The sequence below is a fragment of the Anabaena azotica SJ-1 genome (assembly GCF_047275885.1).
GTDB lineage: Bacteria > Cyanobacteriota > Cyanobacteriia > Cyanobacteriales > Nostocaceae > Trichormus_B > Trichormus_B azotica_A.
Genome location: NZ_CP178454.1, coordinates 1,218,976 through 1,236,806, shown reverse-complemented (window position 1 = coordinate 1,236,806; position 17,831 = coordinate 1,218,976). Strand labels below are relative to the sequence as shown.

Genomic DNA, 17,831 nt, shown 5'->3' with positions numbered 1-17,831 from the left:
TATCTCAAGATTGCTATTAGTTGTACAATGGTTCAGCAGGTATTTTATTTTCTGTTCAATAATATAGAACTTAATTTTATCACCCAGGTATTATTATACTGGCTAATTGGTTCTATCTCATTTTATGCTATTGGTTTTTTTATTGAAAAATTCATCAAAAGTAAAGATAATTTAACTAAAAAATTAACTGCAAGAGTTAAGCAAGTCAAAAAGCAATCATTTCCTGCTTTTACTTTAAAAGGTATAATTACAGGAGAAATTAAAAATTTAATAGCAGCATCAATCATACTATATTTAGCTCCTGAAGTTCATAGAGATAATAATTTACTTCTAAATTTTGGATGGTTTTTGATGAGAATAGTTGCGGCTGATTTCTGCTTTTATGTAGTCCATAGATTATTTCATACAAAATCATTTCTCAAAATTCATCTTAAACATCATGATTTTCAAGATACATCAAGTTTTGTAGCTGGACATAAAAGCCTTATGGAATATATTATTGTTACCATCACAGATGTTTTACCTATCTTTATCTTTGGATATGATATAACTCAAATTTGTGCATGGACTTTGATAGGTAATATTTATAATTTAGAAGGACATAGTTCTTTATCAATATTTTTTATTCCCTCAGATTTTCATGATCTTCATCACACTGGTTTTAAGGGGAATTATGGCATTCATGGCTTTTGGGACAGAGTATTTAATACACTAAATCCTCTTACTAAGAAGGTGGGAATTATGTTTCCTGTAAGTTTGATTGAGTATAAAATTATGAAATTCTTTAGTAGAATAGATAAATATAATTCTTTTGATAATGATGATTACGAATCTAAAACATAACGAAGTAAATGATATATTGTAGAATTAGATTAATACGAATTTATTGGAAATTCTAATTTCCACTTCAGACAAGGAACTTACTAACAATGAAACCAAATCCCATTCCCCCACAACCCGGTCAAGAATCTGTTTGGGACTATCCCCGTCCAGCGATTTTACAAGATACAGATAAACATATCAAAGTGATTTTTAATGGTATTGTTTTGGCAGAAACACATAAACCAAAAAGAGTTTTAGAAACCAGTCACCCTCCTAGTTATTACATTCCTGCTGAAGATTTTAAACTAGAACATTTAATAGCTACACCTAGAAAAACTATGTGTGAATGGAAAGGTGTATGTCAATATTATGATGTTTCTGTGGGGGATAAATATGTCAATAATGCTGTTTGGAAATATATTCAGACTACTCCTAACTTTAACTTGATTCAAGAATACTATGGTTTGTATGTTAGTTTAATGGATGCTTGTTATGTAAATGATGAATTAGTTAAAGCTCAAGCTGGTGATTTTTATGGTGGTTGGATAACTTCTGATATTGTTGGACCATTTAAAGGTGAACCTGGTACTTGGGGATGGTAAATAATGAAAATTTCAGTTGTCAAAATTGATAGTTTGACAATTCATGAACATCATCTAGAAATTATCTATCTTTATTTTTTTTGAATTTTAGTATGTAAAGCTGATAGCTGGCTGCTAAATACTTACGAACAAACACCAAAAATCTTAACTATAGCGATCCTATTTGAGTTGAGAACTTATCAGTGATAGCGTAGCGTGACGCAAGTCATGGAAAGGGAACAGGGAACAGAAAGTGTTCATGAATCATTTAGGATTGCTATATAAGGGATGATTTAAGCAATGAAAAAATCACAGCTTGATCTCATATTATAAGAAGTTAAACAAGCTTTGCAAGAACTTTATCAAAACCAACTGGAAGCAATTATTCTATATGGTTCTCAAGCGAGGGAAGACGCTAAAGAATTTTCTGATATTGATATTCTCGTTGTTCTGAAATCAGAAATTATGCTAAAGATAAAAGGACACAATGAGATTACAGTATTGATGATACCCTTAAGTTGAGTGAGGAAGATGTGAGAATTTTGATTGAACAAAGCAAAAAATTTATTGAAATTGTCGAAAAAACTTTATAAAAAGGTTTATATTTTTTTTTGAAAATCAAACATCTTAAAATTATAACTTTTGAGATTTTAACCAATCCCGCACAACTTTTTCCACTGGTTGAGATTGATTATCTACTTGATAATTCATTTTTTGTATTTCAGTTGTAGAAATTTTACCAGCTAATTGATTAATGGTATCTGTGAGTTCTGGATATTTTTGGAGAATTTCTTGATTAAAAATAGGTACAGCTTGATAGGGAGGAAAGTATTTTTTATCATCTTCTAAAATAACTAAGTTTAAAACTGGAATTAAACCATCTGTAGAGTTTGCAGCGATAAAATCTACTTGTTTTTCCTTTAAAGCTTGATACATTAATCCTAATTCCATTTGTTTGATGTTGGCAAAATTTAAGCCATAAGTTTTAGATAAACCTGGAAAACCGTCTGCACGTTCTAAAAATTCATAACCAAAACCTGCTTGCATTTTTGGAGTGTATTTAGCAACTTCCGATAAAGTTTTGATTTGCAATTTTTTTGCATCTTCACCACGAATAATCATAGCAAAGGTATTTTCAAAACCTAAAGATGGCATAACTGTTAATTTATATTTATCTTGATATTCTTTTTTAACTTTTTCATAAACAAGTTGAGGATCTTTAATTACTTTTTCTTTTAAGACGGCTGTAAATGCTGTACCTGTATATTCTACATAACCTGCTATTTTTCCTGCTTTAACTGCTTCATGACAAATAAATGTACCACCTAAATTAAATTTGCGATCTACTTTTAACTTAGTATGATTCTCTATTTGTTGGGCTAAAATTTCTCCTAAAATAACTTGTTCAGTAAAATTTTTTGACCCAATAGTAATTGTGGCTGGTGTTTGCTGAAAGTTAAATGCTATTAATCCGGCTATAATTGAACCGATTATTCCTAAAATAAAAGCTATTTTTCGATTAAACTTACTTTTATTTTCTGTTTGTTTAGTGAGGTTTTTTTCTAATAATCCTAAACCAAAATCTGCACTTAAAGCAATCAAAGCAGCGGGTACTGCACCTGCTAAAATCAATTCATTGTTAACTGTAGAAATTCCTCTAAAAATAAATACTCCTAAACCACCACCACCAATAGCAGCAGCAATTGTGGCAATTCCTACAGATATAACTGTGGCTACTCTCACACCTGCTAAAATAACTGGTAAAGCTAGGGGAATTTCTACTTGTAATAATAATTGTTGATCTGTCATTCCCATCCCTACCCCAGCTTCTTTAATGGCGGGATTAATGCTATTAATGCCAATAAAAGTATTACGAATAATCGGTAATAATGCGTAAAGTGTGAGGGCGACAATAGCGGGAGTTTTACCAATTCCTCCCAAAAAAGGAACGGAAATTAAAAAACCAAATATGGCTAAACTAGGAATAGTTTGAATGGTGTTTGCTAAACCAAGAATAGGAGAAGCTAATTTGGGTTTACGAGTAATAAAAATACCGACAGGAAGCCCGATAGAAATGGCTACTGTCATAGCGATTATTACTAATATTAAATGTTCGCCACTGCGGAGGAAAATTTCTGAAGCATATTGAATTAAAAACATGATTATTTCTGATTTTAATTAAGTTGTTCCCAATTTTTTAAGGCATTCAAACAAGCCAAAAAAGCCTGTGCTTCGGGATGTTGAGATTGGATAAATTCTTTTCTCGTTCCTAAAGCCACTAAATTTCCTTCATACATTAAACCAATTCTAGATGCTAAAAAGAAAGCTTCTTGAATATCATGGGTGACAAATACTACTGTTTTTCCCAGTTGTCTTTGCAAATATTGAAATTGTTGTTGTAATTCTAAACGAGTAATAGGGTCAAGTGCGCCAAAAGGTTCATCCATCAATAATATAGGTGGATCTGCGGCTAAAGCCCTAGCAACTCCAACTCTTTGACGCTGACCTCCTGATAGTTGATGGGGATAACGTTGAGCAAATTGTTTGGGTTCTAAACCAACTAAGTTTAACATTTCATATACTCGCGCTTCAATTTTCTGTGGTGGCCATTTTTCTAAAGATGGTACAAGTCCGACGTTTTCACCGACGGTAAAGTGAGGAAATAAGCCTGTTTCTTGAATGACGTATCCGATACGTCTTCTGAGTTTAATAACATCCCAGTTAATTGTCGGACGTGAACTTACTAAGACTTGTCCCTGGGTGGGTATTAGTAAATGATTGATTAATTTTAAAGTTGTGGTTTTTCCACTACCACTGCGACCTAATAAAACTAGAGCTTCCCCTTGATAAATGGTAAGATTTAAGTTAGATAATAGGGGACGGTGATTAATTTCAAAACTCACATCTCGAAATTCAACTGCTATTTCTGAGGTTGTAGACATAAGGGTTTAGTAAAATAAAATCAAAGTATAAAAAATATATTGTTATGGTTAAAGTTTGTATTCTTCAGAAATGTCTAAATCCCCGAATTCTGGAAAAAATCGGGGATCTTGTTTATATATCAAAACTTGATAGTTGCAGCGGTGATAGCTAAAGCAGCCCAACCAGCCATGAGTGATAATCCGCCTAATGGTGCGATCGCTCCCAAGGACTTTATACCAGTTAAGCTGATCACATACAAGCTACCTGAAAAAATCGTCACACCAATAATAAATAACCAGCCACTAATGAAAAGCGTAGCAGGTGGAGTTTCTAGACGACTGATGAGGATTGCTACTAACAAAAGTGCTAGAGCATGGTACATTTGGTAGCGAGCGCCAGTGTCAAAAATTTCTAGCATTCGTTCACTGACTTTTTCTCGCAAAGCATGAGCGCCAAAAGCACCAGCAGCAACAGACAAACCGCCAAAAATAGCAGCTATAGTGAAGAAAATCTGCGTCATTAGACCTAGCTGTAAATTAGCAGAGTGAGATTAAACATCAAAGTGATATGATACGCCTCCTTCCTCACTCACTTGAAAATTTGCATTAAATTCTTTAGCTTTCTCATCTAAATATTGTTTGGCTTCCGTTGCTGTTAACTGTGACTGCATGGCAAAACTTAACAATGTGATTCTGCCATTATTTTCTTGTAACATTTGATAAAATTGTGATAGCTTCGCTTGCTCTTGCGATCGCAAATATTCATTTTTTTGTTCTGTCAACGCCTTGGTATTTTGTCGGTTTTGCTTATACATTCCTAATGCTAACCATCCCCCCAATAGCACCGTAGGAAAGCCAAACATGATACCTTGGGTAGCAGTATGATCAAGTTGATATAGCGCCTCTTGATTGACAAACTCTTTTGCTAATGCTTCATCCGGTATCCCTGGTAATATCGGCTTGAGAGTAGTATTTTTTGTAATTACAGCTGATACTGTAGTTGTTAAAAACATGAATCCGAGTGTAAGCAGCCAACCAGCAGCCAATTTTTCCGCCGTCTTCATAGTTTTACTTCGAGTTAGACTTTGCTTGCGATTGTAGCCTTACTTGCGCCAAGCTTCCAGTCATTAATTATCAGCCAGCAGGGAACAGGATTTCCCTATTCCCTACTTGTGAAAAAAGTTTATTGACTTCGTGGCGATTGTTACACTATGCGCGTGTAGCTTCCAACAATCGAGAAAAATAGAAACGAGTTCGAGTCATTGCTTGACGCTGCACTGTAAAGCCATTTTTTTCCAGAATTTTCACCACATCAGCTTCACGGTGTAAATAGGCACGAGTGGCTTTACTCGGTCCTGGGAAAAAACTACCTATTTTCTTGAGGATAGAAAGAAAGCAGGTTTTAGGGGCAAAACTGAGAATAATCCGTGACTGTGCCAAAGAACATAGGTGAGAAATCATCTCATCTGCTTTATCTTGGGGATAGTGAATCAGAACATCCAGGCAAATAACGGTGTGATAATTACCACTCAAAGATTCTAAATCTTGTACCGCAAAAGTAGGATTTGTAGAATTGGAAAAAAGCTTGACACTTCTATCCTGAGCTTCAGAAACCATTTTAGCGGAAATATCACTAGCGTAAACCTTAGCACCTTCAGATGCTAGAGGAATACTCAAACTACCCACACCACACCCAGCATCACAGATTGATAACTCAGATAAATTGTTATCATCTTTTAACCAGCCGATGACGGTATCCACGGTTTGCTGATGTCCAGTACGGATATCTAGCTGTACCTTGTTGACTTCACCATCTCCATAGATGCGTTTCCAACGGTCGAAACCTGTGGAATTAAAGTATTCACGTACTATTGTTTTATCGTCGGCTGCGTTCATAACCTTGATTGTTAAGGATTCACAATTCTTAAAATTATAATGATTTTGAGTAAGAATTCAGCTTTTTAACAGTTACGACTTTTTTTAGATTGACTTATGCGTATATTCAACTTAGTTACTCAAAAGAAACCTCTGCTACTAATATTCAGCTTCAGCCTAACTACTTTTTCTCTGTTACCTCTTCTAACCGCACAGGCGGAAATGATACCCCGTCCTTCTGATGCACCACTAGAACTAAACTTATTAACTAAGCCCACAGGTTCTGTAATTACAGCTAATATTATTAATCAATCAGGATTAACTATCCCTAGTTTATGGTGGGCAAAAGAAAACTCTGAAAACAAACTTCTAGATAATTGGATAGCATACCCAGCATCTGAACAAGAACCAGCCCGTGTAGATTTGATAGTAAATCAACAAATTTGGAGTTTATTAGACTATTTAGAACGTTACAATTTTGTTAATGGCTTGGGTAGCATGGCTAGGAATTTTGGTTATAACATCCGAGTTTTTAATTATCAACGAGATATGTTAGCAACTTACACTTGTAATTTGAGTATCAGTCCATCTTCATGCAATATCCAGATGAGTAATCAGAGTAAGTTAGGGCTTCGTCAAAATTTACAATCAACTGGAAATTAAAATTTCCTCGTCAGAATTTAGGAGACAGGAATAAAAATGTTTGATAAATTGGTGAATAATCAAAAAAGCGGGGTGTACTATCATTAAGTTGATTTTTTTTCACTGTGGGGAATTTTTGATTTTGTTAAATAAATACTTGTAACGCTTATTGACTGATGCTGGCAAGGGAAGTAAAAATTCACTTTTCTCAAATAATTCCTGATTATTTAGTAACAGGCTTTGTAATGAATTCTGAAGATCAGCGGCTACAATGTTTGTCACAATTGGTGAATTATTTTTAGTCAGTATGGCAATTTGTTTGGCTATATTTGGTTGCCAACAAAAATTAATCCATTCCCATAGTAAAGTGTTTTGAGTAACACCTGTTGGATTTACCCATAAATCAGCCCACATTGCTGTTCCTGATTGGGGAATAACTGCGGTAAGTTTTGGATAACGACTGAGCATAGGCATAATGTCATTTGACCAACCCACAGCTAACCAAGTATCTCCAGTGAGTAGTGGTTCTAGATAGGTAGTAGAATCATAAAATTTCACTTGTTGGTGTAGTGCCAGTAACTCTGCTTTTAAGTTGGGAATTTGAGTAATATTCTCTGTATTGTAGGATTCTCCGAGTTTTTTTAAAACCAAACCAATGACTTCTCTAGGATGATTGAGTAAGGAAATGCGCGATCGCAATTCACTGCGCCATAAATCGCTCCAGTCCTTTGGTTGCCAATCAAATTTTTGAAATTTTTCCCGATTATAAATAATTACTGTATTACCCCAGCGATAAGGTGCAGCCCAAATCTTTCCTTGTGGATCTATATTTCCTTGATCATCGCGTCTGACTAATTGCTGCCACCTGGGATTTAAACTTGACCAGTTTTTAATTTTTTCTGTTTCTAGTGGTTGAATCAGCTTCTGTTCAATTGCTGCTTTTAGCCAATAATCTCCCAATGTCACTAAATCAGCTTTAGAGGGTGTTTGACTTTGCATCAAGGGAATATAGTTTTTCCATCCCTGTTGATCTTTAGTTTCTGGTTTTTGCCATATTTGTAATTGCTTAAATAAATCTAAAATTTGATTAACAGGGACAAACTTTAAATTTACGTCTGACTCTAGAGTTTTACGAAATTGATTAACTACCTGACCAGGTATAGAACCTTTTAATAACTGTACATTTAGATGTGTCTGGTTTTTACCAGCACAACCGATGAGTATCTGGGAAAATGCCAGTCCGCTTGCACCTAACAAAAAAGAGCGTCGATCCATTGAATTTTAATTCGGTGACTATGAATAGAATTTTAACGACAGGAGTAGGAAGAGTTAAATATCTGAACAAATATCCATATTCTGCCTCAGAAACCGATGATAGCAAAATCAAATAAGAAATCAGAATACCCTGCGGGAAGCAAGCTACAGAATGCAATCAGTGAGGGATTTAGACCCGCTACCGACTGTTCGCCCTTGGCGTTCCCGAAGGGTAGACCACCAAATCTATATTCGATTCTGACTCCTGACTCCTGATAGCGTAGCGTGGCGTAAGCCATATTCTTTGTTGTGAAATTTATCTGTTGAGGCTGGGTGTGGGATCTTCACATTAGAGAAACAACCTCATGATCCTGAACCTTGGATTTCTCTCAAAAAAGACCAAATGCTTAACCTTTTTCAATAAAAATAGGAGTAAGACTTTTAGTATTTGTTGAGTTGTATATATAAATAATGATTTTATTGACATAAAACTAAGAAAACTTGGAAACATTAAATAAATCATAAGTATTTTTAACTTGAGCAGTAAATTGAATAACATAGAGAAACTATTTTGGGATAAAGGTATTAAATGGAGTCATTACAAAAACAGATACTGACTTTGAGTGAAAAAGTAGATGCTTTGTATCAGGTGATTGAAAAGCTGGATAGGAAACTATCTCAGGGTTTATCTGATTGTTTTTTAGAGCAAAAACAGCCAAAAAATAATTATCTAGAAAAACATCAAGTTGAACATTACCCGTTAAAAGCATGGAATAATTTAACTTCTGATTTAGAGCATAAGGATGTGTTAATAGACGGGATTTATCCAGAGATGAATCCCCAAGCTGGAGATAAGCAAATAACGCCAGAAATTCAAATTCATCGACTTACAGCACAATTAACAGCGGCATATAATCGGATTGCAGCTTTAGAAGAACAATTAATGCGAGAGCGAATTCATTAATTGCTCAAATTGGTCTTCAATAGCTGTTAAAAGTTCATTGTGCTGCCAATTTTGGCTGATATAGGCTGCGATACAAGCGGCTCCAGCACCAACACCTTCTTTGACAAAACCCTGCTCATAAGCTTGGAGTTGGGGATAACGAGAACCCGCGAAACTTAACTGTGTAGCTAAGAGGGGAGGGGTTTCTTGACTTTGATTCACGCTGTTTTTGCCTAAACTGAGGGATAAGTCAACTGTAGCCCCAGTGGAGTCTTCAGCTACCCAACGGGTTGTACCAACGACTATTGCTTCTGGTTGCCAAGATAAAGAGTAAGCTTGAGCGATCGCTTGGATTAGGGCATAAACAGCCAGCATTTGTGTACCACCAGCCAATAGAACGCCACAACGACGACTAGCGGCGATCGCCATCCCAGCTACCACCACCTGCATGGGATCTCCCACAGCAGCCACAAGTTCAAGAGGATCTACAGAAGTGGGAATTTTTGCCAGTCCAGCTTCTACCACAGCCCACTTTTGCTCATGGTTACAAACAGCATGGCTACTGTTAACTTTTCCAGCGGCTTCAATACCTAAACCAGTTAAAATCGCTAAAGCAGTCGTAGTACCACCGACAACACATTCACTTAAAATCAAATAGCTGTGTGAAATATTAGCACTCAGTTGAGAACCCCACAGTAAACCTTGTGCAAATAAATGTTTGACCGTAGCTATTTCCAGAGCCGCACCCGTGCTTAAACATCGAGCGATCGCCCCACCCAAATCAATTATTGGTACAGAGGGGACTAAGGGTAAACCCGCATTAAATATATAAACTGGTATTTTTAGTTTTTCCACCACAGCACGAGAAATTACAACAGGAGAAGCACCAGCAGTCAAAGGTGGTAGGGGATATTTAGGCTGATGTGCTGCACCATAATATAAAAACTCCGCATCAGCACAAGCAGTATACTTTCTATCCTCTGGGGTCAAACCAGCCGCCGAAATCCCTGGAATTAAACAAGTCTCTGTAAAACCTAAAACACAAGCAAACACAGGTAAACTACCACGATATCGTCGTACCCATGCTTCACCCTGTTCAATTTGCGTATAAATACGGATCATATTATCAAAGGGATTGGGCATCGGGCATGGGAAAATTAATCAACTTTTACCTATTCTCTTATAACTAACCTTCATAATCCATTAATACTTGTACCCAACGTGGAGGACGGGGGATAGGATTTCCCAAACGATCCAAAAGTAACCATGCTGCCAAATGTACTACGAACAAATAAATCAAATTGTTGAAAGCTATTAAAACCACAGCCCCCACCTGAATCACCAACACACTCGGAGTTGCCAATATTTGCAGCTTCAGGAATATCCACTCAGTAATTTCCGTAACCTGGTTAATAACATAAATCCAAAGGTCTTCACCAGATAATACTGACAGCAGCCACAGACGGAAAAACACACCTAAAGTACCCAAAAGCATACCTAAAGTAATCGACACCATCCAGGGTACACGACGATACCAAGTAGCCCCCAACAGCACACCCATCAGGCCAAAAGGCATAACAAATAACATACTGCGAACTGGACCCATCAGCACCGCCAATAGTAATCCAGACGTAACAGCACTCATCCAGGCTGCACGTTTACCCCAGCGTAGATAAACTAACGCAATGGGAACTGGAAAAAATATCCGTAACACTGGACCCAAGGGAAAATAGAAATTAATAAACCAAATCAAACTAGCCGTACTAGCCAAAAACGCTGTTTCCACCATCCGCAAAGGAGCATCAACCTGGAGTTTGGGGCGCTTTAAAGCTAGTTGAGCCTCATTAATAGGAATTGGTGATTCAAGTGATGGATCTTGCTGAGGTTCATCTGGCAGCGAATCTAAAATACTCATATCATCTTCGTAATTCTTAATAGAGCCTGCTACCTCTTGACTTTTGCCTTATACCTTCTGGTACTAAATAATCATTTTTTCCAAAGCTGAAACATCAGGAATACACAAAACATCTTGTTCTCTAGCGATCAAGCCTTTTTTCTCCAGCCTTGTTAATACACGAGTTACTGTTTCCCTAGCTAGACCACTGAGACTACTCAATTCCCGATGAGGTAAATTGGGAATTTCTGTACCTGTTTGTCCTCTCTTACCCTGTCCTTCTGCCAAAAATAGCAAAGTATCTGCCACTCGCGATTGACTATCCGATTCTCGCAGCCGTAAGCGACGATTTACTTGTCTTAACCGTCTTGCCATTAACTGCGCTAATCTCAGTCCTGCTAAAGGTTCTGTTTGCAGCAACTTCACAAAATCTTGAGCAGGCATACTACCAATCACCGTTGGAGTAAGAGTAATAACATCAGTAGAACGAGGAACTTCATCTAAGGCTGCCATTTCTCCGAATAATTCCCCGCTCCCAATAATATTTAGCGTTACCTCTTTTCCTTCTAAATTGTAGGTACGGATTTTTACCCATCCCTCTACAATGAAATAGACAGAACCACCCCAGTCATTTTCCAGCAAAATCACTTGATTGGCTGGGTGAGTACGAGTAACAAGATGGGTGAGGGCTGTTTCGACTATAGATTCAGGCAACCCTTGAAAAAAGGGTGCTGAGGTGATCCAGTTATGCGTGGATGTCTGCAAGCTATATCTATCTTCCATTAGAACATATTTATCAAAGCTGCTATCAACAGAAAAAGCAATATTCAGCTATCAGCCATCAGCAGTCAGCTTTTTGAGGCTAACGCCAAAAATACCTATTTGATAATTAACCAATTTCTCAAACATTCTGACTCCTGACTCATGACTCCTGAATTTTTACGTATTTTAAACCTAAACTATAAAATCACAGCCGCTTTCATATAGGAAACTAAACTATGTTACACAAGAAAACGACAATATAATTTTTTCTCAACAAACTTAATTTTGTCTTAGTGTTTACTGGTTACTAAAAAATGGGTTCAGGGAATGGTTCACGGACAAAGTGAAAAACCGCGAATCTCTGATTTTGCAATATGGAGTTCCTCTGCCCCCTGTATACTTTTCCTCCTTTTCTGTTGATGTACAATTGAAACTTCTGTTGCTATTATTACATAGATAATCAATTTAACACTTAAAAAAAGTACAAAATTTGAGTGAACTACCTGAAAAGGGGGTGAACCCTGGGAATCAAGTTGCATCTCTGAGTAATTCATAACATAATTGCCCTCAGAAGTCAGAGCAATAACTTTTGTTACTCAGCACTTCGGTAATTGTAAATACCATAAACATCAAAGTACATTTTTAGCTAAGGTAATTTAACGTGACTTCCCGTACAGATGAAATTCACAAACTGATTGCAGACATTGACAACTTACTTGCCAACGGTGGCAATCGTCTAACAAAACTGCTGTCTGGTCAGGGGTCTGAAGAAAGAGACATTTTACAAAAAGTTCGTGACTTTCTGGTAAAACTCAACGAAAGTGAGACATCAGAAGAAATCACACCCGATCCGTCTGAGGCACCACTATCATCTTTGTTAGCACGATATGTGGAGCAGGAAAATCAGCAAGAGGTCTATTCTTCTTATTCACAACAAGAACAAAGCAAGTTTATTGGTGGACAATTAAAAGATGAAATTTCAGTTTTGCTTAAACCGTTGCAAGCAGAATTGACAGGAATGTTGCAAGAAAGAGCTACTCTTGCACAGGAAATTAGGCAGCTAGAACAAAAGCGACTGCAAAACTATTCTTTAACACAGCAGTTAGCAAACCAAGAGCAGATAATTACCGAATTTTTACAAGTGCTAGTTAGTCGGTTAGTGCCAAATTTAATTCCATATTTGACACGAAACGCGCCTAATTCTCCCAATTTGACTACAGGTGAATATAACCAAGAAGTTACTAAATCTGCTATTCAACCTATTTTAGAATCAGCGGATGGGGTAGAACGATTAGCTAGTCTGGCCAGGGAGTTAGATCAACGCTTGCTGTCATTAGATGGAACTGTCAATATTGTTTTTCAGTCTTTAGAGCGTAATATTAACACCTATCATCAGTCCTTATCCCAAGCACTGGCAAAAATGCACAGTCAGGGGATGCAAGGTGAACAGATGATGGCCAATTTTTTGAATAATTTGACTGAGTATTTACAACAACAATCTCCTGATACTCAATCTTTTATCTTTGGGATAGATACTGGCTCAATAGCATCATCACCATTATTAGAACCACAAGCGGTTGATGATCCTGTTGAAAAATTAACTCCAGATATTGCCACTGATTCACAGGAAACTCCTACAGTGGAGGATTTGGATTCAGTGTTGTCAGAACTGACCCTAACTGACACTTTTAGCTTTGCTGATGAATCACAAGAGCAATTAATCTCAGATATTACTGCTGATTCACAGGAAACTCCTACAGTGGAGGATTTGGATTCAATGCTGTCAGAACTTACCCTAACTGACACTCTTACCTTTGCTGATGAATCACAAGAGGAATTAGTCTCAGATATTGCTGCTGATTCACAGGAAACTCCCATGGTGGAGGATTTGGATTCAGTTTTGTCAGAACTTACTCTGAATGAGCCAACAACGTCCGCTACTGCCACTTTTACCACCCCTGATGAATCACAAGAGAAATTAGTCTCAGATATTGCTGCTGACTCACAGGAAACTCCCACGGTGGAGGATTTGGATTCAGTGTTGTCAGAACTTACCCTGAATAAATTGCAGTCTGAGAATGCTGATGAAGTAGACCAACTTTATGCAAGTTTATTTGGTGGTGAAAACGCTCAAAATACCACAACAGATGCTATTACTTTGCCGATTGTCAAGAATGAAGTATCTACTCCAGATCAGACGTTTGAATTAGGAACTCAAATGGCTGAGAGTATTTCTCCATCTTCAATTTCTTCAATTATTTCAGCAGAACAACAGGATGAGCTATTGTCCTTAAATTATGTGGAGTCAGAAAATTCTACTATTTCTGAGGAGCGGGATAATTCTCTACCAGAAATTTCTGATACTTTCATAGAAGCAACTACTCAACCATCTGAGTTATGGGGAGAATCATTGTTAGCTGAGGATAGCCAGCCTCAAGCCGAATTTGCTAGTTTACCTACAGTATCTGTGTCTCTGCCAGATAGTAGTGATACTATTACTGTTCTGACTGATTTATTAGTTGATGTTGGTGATGAGGAAGAAGTTGTAGAAGTTTTATCTGTGGAAGATAGGGTAGAAACTACAACTAATAAAACTGCTATATTAGCGTCACCAGTAGAGAATCAGACTGAGAATTCAGATTTACTTGCAACCACTTATATCGCTGCTTCACCCAATGAAAATTTACTGTCTTTAGAAAATTCAGAAACTGAAGGTGTACCGGAGATTGTTTTGGATGAAGCACAGTTGCAGCAATTAGATCGAGATTTGGCTAATTTTGATTCGCGGTTAAATTCTGAAACAGTAAATACCAGAAGTTTAGAATATATCCAGAATTCTTTGCCTGACATTGAGGATCTGATGGATACAAGTTTTTCAATGGCAGAATTTCCTAGCAGTGAATCGACAGAGAACATCCCAATAATGACTATGTTGGATTTAGATATTTCTAAGTCAGAAACTGAGTTAGATTTGAGCCTGAATAATGTAGAAAAACAGGAAGTTACAGATTCAAAATCAATAAATTCAGAGCCAAAATCGGCTGTGTTTGCTGGTGATAATTCTCTGGTAAATGTTATAGACAAGGATTCTGTTTGGTATTTAGGAATTGATTTAGGTACGACTGGTATTTCGGCGGCTTTGTTGAATTATTCAAGATTGGTTGTGTATCCGATTTATTGGTCAGCAGAAAGCCAAGTAGATGCAACTTCTTTTGAGCAATCATTTCGTTTACCTGCGGAAGTTTATCTACCTACGGCTTCTATACCTCATTCAGAGGTTGAAAGCGCCACAAATATTGAGCAAATAGCACCTGCGGTAGTGGCAAAAGATAAAACTTCTTCTACACCAGCGCCGAAACAAAATCTTTATTCTGCCAATTTAAAGCCTTATTTACATATAGCTATTCCCTACAAAAGTACCCAGCAGAAATGGGAACCTGTGCTGCAATTAAATGACTTTTCTGCGGGGCCTTTAATTTGGGTGGTGCGATCGCTCTCCAAATTGCTGTTAACCCTCAAGTCGGATCAAACCAGTACGACCCCCGCTTTAATTGCTCATGCTGTGGGTATAGATAAACCAACGTTCTCTGAGATTATCAATAATATTGCTGGTGTGGTCTGTACTTGTCCTTCTAGCTGGTCTGAACAATATCGGTTTAATGTGCGGGAAGCCATACTCACCAGTAAACTTGTCTCCCATCCCCAACAAATATTTTTTGTCGAAGAAGCGATCGCAACTTTACTTCCAGAACTTGATACTGTTAATTCAACATCAGTGCAGTTGCATGAAAATCAAGGTTTACGTCTGCTCAAAACTAGTGAAAATCCGCTCTTAGGTAATACCCTGACCTTGAATATTGGGGCAACATCCACAGAAATGGCACTGGTTGATTTACCGTCAGATTTGAGTCAATTAACATATAGAGATTTCATGTTGCACGGTTTTGCCTATGCTGGTAAGGCAATGGAGCAGGATATTATTTGTCAGTTACTACTACCACCAAAATCTCATCAACCCCGTGGTGCAGCAGCGTCCAATAGTAACACCTCTGCTAGTAACCCCTGGCATTGGCAACCCTCAATCCCTGGTTTAGAGAAGATGCAATGGTCTAGTTTGAGTTTGGATGGGTTAGAATTACCGCGAGTTGCTGAACCAGATATTCCTGCTCGTATCCGCTTCCAACAAAGATTAGAAAGTTCCTTACTAGGACAAGCTTTATTAGATGCGGCTCTAGCTCTAAAGCTGATTTTGCAACACCAAGAATCTTTTACTTTGGAATTAGCTGATCAACGTTGGGTATTGCAAAGAAGAGATTTAGAAAGCCAGGTATTTGTGCCTTATGTGCGTCGTCTCAACCGCGAACTCAATAAATTATTAGTAGCTCGTGGTATTCCCACAGAAGCAATTAATCAAGCGATTCTTTCTGGTGGAGTTGCTGCTATCAGTACAGTTAACCGTTGGTTACGCCAAAAATTACCCAACGCCAAAATAATTCAAGATTTATATCTGGGGGAAAATGGCGCTCCTAATTGTAGCCGAGTAGCTTATGGTTTGGCGATGTTACCTCTGCATCCCCAAGTTTTAGAAATTCCCAGACAACAGTATACAGATTATTTCTTGTTTACTGAATTGCTGAAAATTATACCAGAACGTTCCTTATCCTTTGGTGAAGTTCTGCAATTGTTTGAGAATCGGGGTATCAATACTCGCCAATGTCAACAGCGACTACTAGCTTTCTTGGAAGGGGAACTACCGGCTGGTTTGATACCTTCTGTGCTTTCAGAAACTCTATCTGATCCAGAAGATAATCAAACACCTTTAAATGCTATGTGGTTAGCAAAACACTCCCAGGAAAATCCAGATTATCAGGCGATCGCATCCGCACCACTCTTTGAAAAACAAGGTAATCTCTCCTATCGTCCCAATTCTCAGCAACTAATATTGTTGCGTCGCTATTTGGATGCAGTCAAAGCCAGTTCTCTGCAATCACTGGAAGAACCTTATGTAGTTAATTTTGCTTTGGCAATTAACCCACTTCATTAATACTTTAAAAAACATCTACCTTACGGAAGATATCTACGGATATTTTCTATAATTTACGCAAAACTTAACTAAAACTTCATAAAAGATGCCCACTTTCGAGTAGAAATACTATGATCTCAAGAGTGGGCATTTCTATGTGTAATAGCCTATATTTTAACTTGTTTGAAAAAAAACATCAAAAATTTAAAATAACCTTCCTGAATTCAAAGATTGTATGAATTTTCACTATTTTGCTTTGTAAAGTATGAAAAATTACATAGAATTTTATTAATTTCAATACAGTTCACATTTAATCAAAATCTAGTCCATATCTAGTTCGTAAAAATACGGTGTAAAAAATAAGTATTAATTATGTCACTTTCTACCATCAGAACTAGAACGAAAAACTATACCATGCCTGGTTTGGGTCTTCTGAATCACTTGATTTTGATTGACCAATCACTAAATTCCTTACACCCATCAACCACCAGCATTGCAAAAAGATTAATTGATATACTCGGAGCCATAGTAGGTTTAATAATTACATCTGTGGCAGTAGTACCTATAGCCGTTGCTACTTTAGTTTCCGATCCTGGCCCCATATTTTATTCTCAACTCCGTTGTGGTCTAAACGGACGCACTTTTCGGATTTGGAAATTCCGTTCTATGGTGGTTGATGCAGATAAAATCAAATCTCTAGTCAAAAACCAAGCCAAAGGCAACATTTTTAAATCTACAGATGATCCACGTATTACACCCTTGGGTAAATTCTTGCGTCGCACCAGTTTAGATGAATTACCTCAATTTTGGAACGTCTTAAAGGGAGAAATGAGTTTAGTTGGTACTCGTCCCCCCACACCTGATGAAGTCATCAATTATGCACCACACCATTGGGAAAGGTTGCGAGTTAAACCCGGTATCACTGGAGAATGGCAAACTAATGGACGTTCAACGATCACAGAATTTGAAACTATTGTCCGTATGGATTTAGACTATCAGCGTAAATGGTCAATCACTTATGATTTGATGTTAATTGTTAAAACTATTTGGGTAGTCTTAGACAGAAAAGGAGCTTATTAATAGGTGACAGGTGACAGGTGACAGGTGACAGGTG

Annotated in this window: 16 protein-coding genes; 7 read left to right on the top strand and 9 right to left on the bottom strand. The window is 37.2% G+C overall.

Translation table 11 applies throughout. The features are described from left to right. Positions 1 to 27: 27 nt before the first annotated feature. The 3 genes from ACLLO5_RS05420 (at position 28) to ACLLO5_RS05410 (ending at position 1,925) form a co-directional block, all read left to right on the top strand. Entirely contained in the window at positions 28 to 843 is an 816-nt protein-coding gene (locus tag ACLLO5_RS05420; RefSeq protein ID WP_413174462.1) for a sterol desaturase family protein, read from the top strand. 86 nt (positions 844 to 929) lie between these two features. Beyond that, entirely contained in the window at positions 930 to 1,424 is a 495-nt protein-coding gene (locus tag ACLLO5_RS05415; protein ID WP_413174461.1) for a DUF427 domain-containing protein, read from the top strand. Positions 1,425 to 1,751: 327 nt separating this feature from the next. Then, positions 1,752 to 1,925 carry a nucleotidyltransferase domain-containing protein gene (locus tag ACLLO5_RS05410; RefSeq protein WP_413174460.1) on the top strand — a complete coding sequence of 58 codons (174 nt, stop codon included), beginning with the start codon at positions 1,752 to 1,754 and terminating at the stop codon, positions 1,923 to 1,925. A gap of 111 nt (positions 1,926 to 2,036) precedes the next feature. Here the strand turns inward: ACLLO5_RS05410 and ACLLO5_RS05405 are convergent, their stop codons facing one another. The 5 genes from ACLLO5_RS05405 to bchM form a co-directional block, all read right to left on the bottom strand. Then, positions 2,037 to 3,563 (bottom strand): glycine betaine ABC transporter substrate-binding protein, encoded by a 1,527-nt coding sequence (locus ACLLO5_RS05405; protein ID WP_413174459.1) that lies wholly within the window; start codon positions 3,561 to 3,563, stop codon positions 2,037 to 2,039. Between the two features lie 14 nt (positions 3,564 to 3,577). Next, positions 3,578 to 4,345, bottom strand: a complete 768-nt coding sequence (locus ACLLO5_RS05400) for an ATP-binding cassette domain-containing protein (RefSeq protein ID WP_413174458.1) — start codon at positions 4,343 to 4,345, stop codon at positions 3,578 to 3,580. Positions 4,346 to 4,464: 119 nt separating this feature from the next. Then, positions 4,465 to 4,845 (bottom strand): DUF423 domain-containing protein, encoded by a 381-nt coding sequence (locus tag ACLLO5_RS05395; protein WP_413174457.1) that lies wholly within the window; start codon positions 4,843 to 4,845, stop codon positions 4,465 to 4,467. Between the two features lie 30 nt (positions 4,846 to 4,875). Next, on the bottom strand, positions 4,876 to 5,388 hold the full coding sequence (locus ACLLO5_RS05390) for a hypothetical protein (RefSeq protein WP_413174456.1): 513 nt from the start codon (positions 5,386 to 5,388) through the stop codon (positions 4,876 to 4,878). Positions 5,389 to 5,533: 145 nt separating this feature from the next. Beyond that, the gene (gene bchM, locus ACLLO5_RS05385) at positions 5,534 to 6,220 is read right to left on the bottom strand and encodes a magnesium protoporphyrin IX methyltransferase (RefSeq protein ID WP_413174455.1); all 687 of its coding nucleotides are present in this window, start codon (positions 6,218 to 6,220) and stop codon (positions 5,534 to 5,536) included. A gap of 96 nt (positions 6,221 to 6,316) precedes the next feature. Here bchM and ACLLO5_RS05380 point away from each other — a divergent pair, with 96 nt between their 5' ends. Further along, complete coding sequence (locus ACLLO5_RS05380; protein ID WP_413174454.1) at positions 6,317 to 6,862, top strand: hypothetical protein; 546 nt, start codon at positions 6,317 to 6,319, stop codon at positions 6,860 to 6,862. Between the two features lie 99 nt (positions 6,863 to 6,961). Here the strand turns inward: ACLLO5_RS05380 and ACLLO5_RS05375 are convergent, their stop codons facing one another. Then, positions 6,962 to 8,116, bottom strand: a complete 1,155-nt coding sequence (locus ACLLO5_RS05375) for an extracellular solute-binding protein (RefSeq protein ID WP_413174453.1) — start codon at positions 8,114 to 8,116, stop codon at positions 6,962 to 6,964. Positions 8,117 to 8,684: 568 nt separating this feature from the next. On the opposite strand from ACLLO5_RS05375, the gene ACLLO5_RS05370 reads away from it, so the two are divergent. Beyond that, positions 8,685 to 9,059: a hypothetical protein gene (locus tag ACLLO5_RS05370; RefSeq protein ID WP_413174452.1), complete on the top strand. Its 375-nt coding sequence runs from the start codon at positions 8,685 to 8,687 to the stop codon at positions 9,057 to 9,059. On the opposite strand, the gene cobT is transcribed toward ACLLO5_RS05370, so the two are convergent. From cobT to ACLLO5_RS05355, 3 genes are all read right to left on the bottom strand, one after another. Next, on the bottom strand, positions 9,036 to 10,160 hold the full coding sequence (gene cobT, locus ACLLO5_RS05365) for a nicotinate mononucleotide-dependent phosphoribosyltransferase CobT (RefSeq protein ID WP_413174451.1): 1,125 nt from the start codon (positions 10,158 to 10,160) through the stop codon (positions 9,036 to 9,038). The genes ACLLO5_RS05370 and cobT overlap by 24 nt on opposite strands. A 64-nt stretch (positions 10,161 to 10,224) precedes the next feature. Continuing rightward, positions 10,225 to 10,953: a DUF2232 domain-containing protein gene (locus tag ACLLO5_RS05360; protein WP_413174450.1), complete on the bottom strand. Its 729-nt coding sequence runs from the start codon at positions 10,951 to 10,953 to the stop codon at positions 10,225 to 10,227. A gap of 63 nt (positions 10,954 to 11,016) precedes the next feature. Further along, positions 11,017 to 11,715 (bottom strand): Crp/Fnr family transcriptional regulator, encoded by a 699-nt coding sequence (locus ACLLO5_RS05355; protein WP_413174448.1) that lies wholly within the window; start codon positions 11,713 to 11,715, stop codon positions 11,017 to 11,019. 640 nt (positions 11,716 to 12,355) lie between these two features. Here ACLLO5_RS05355 and ACLLO5_RS05350 point away from each other — a divergent pair. Further along, positions 12,356 to 16,738, top strand: a complete 4,383-nt coding sequence (locus ACLLO5_RS05350; protein WP_413174447.1) for a hypothetical protein — start codon at positions 12,356 to 12,358, stop codon at positions 16,736 to 16,738. A 393-nt stretch (positions 16,739 to 17,131) separates the two neighbouring features. Beyond that, complete coding sequence (locus ACLLO5_RS05345; RefSeq protein WP_413176016.1) at positions 17,132 to 17,797, top strand: sugar transferase; 666 nt, start codon at positions 17,132 to 17,134, stop codon at positions 17,795 to 17,797. The last annotated feature ends 34 nt before the right edge of the window (positions 17,798 to 17,831 follow it).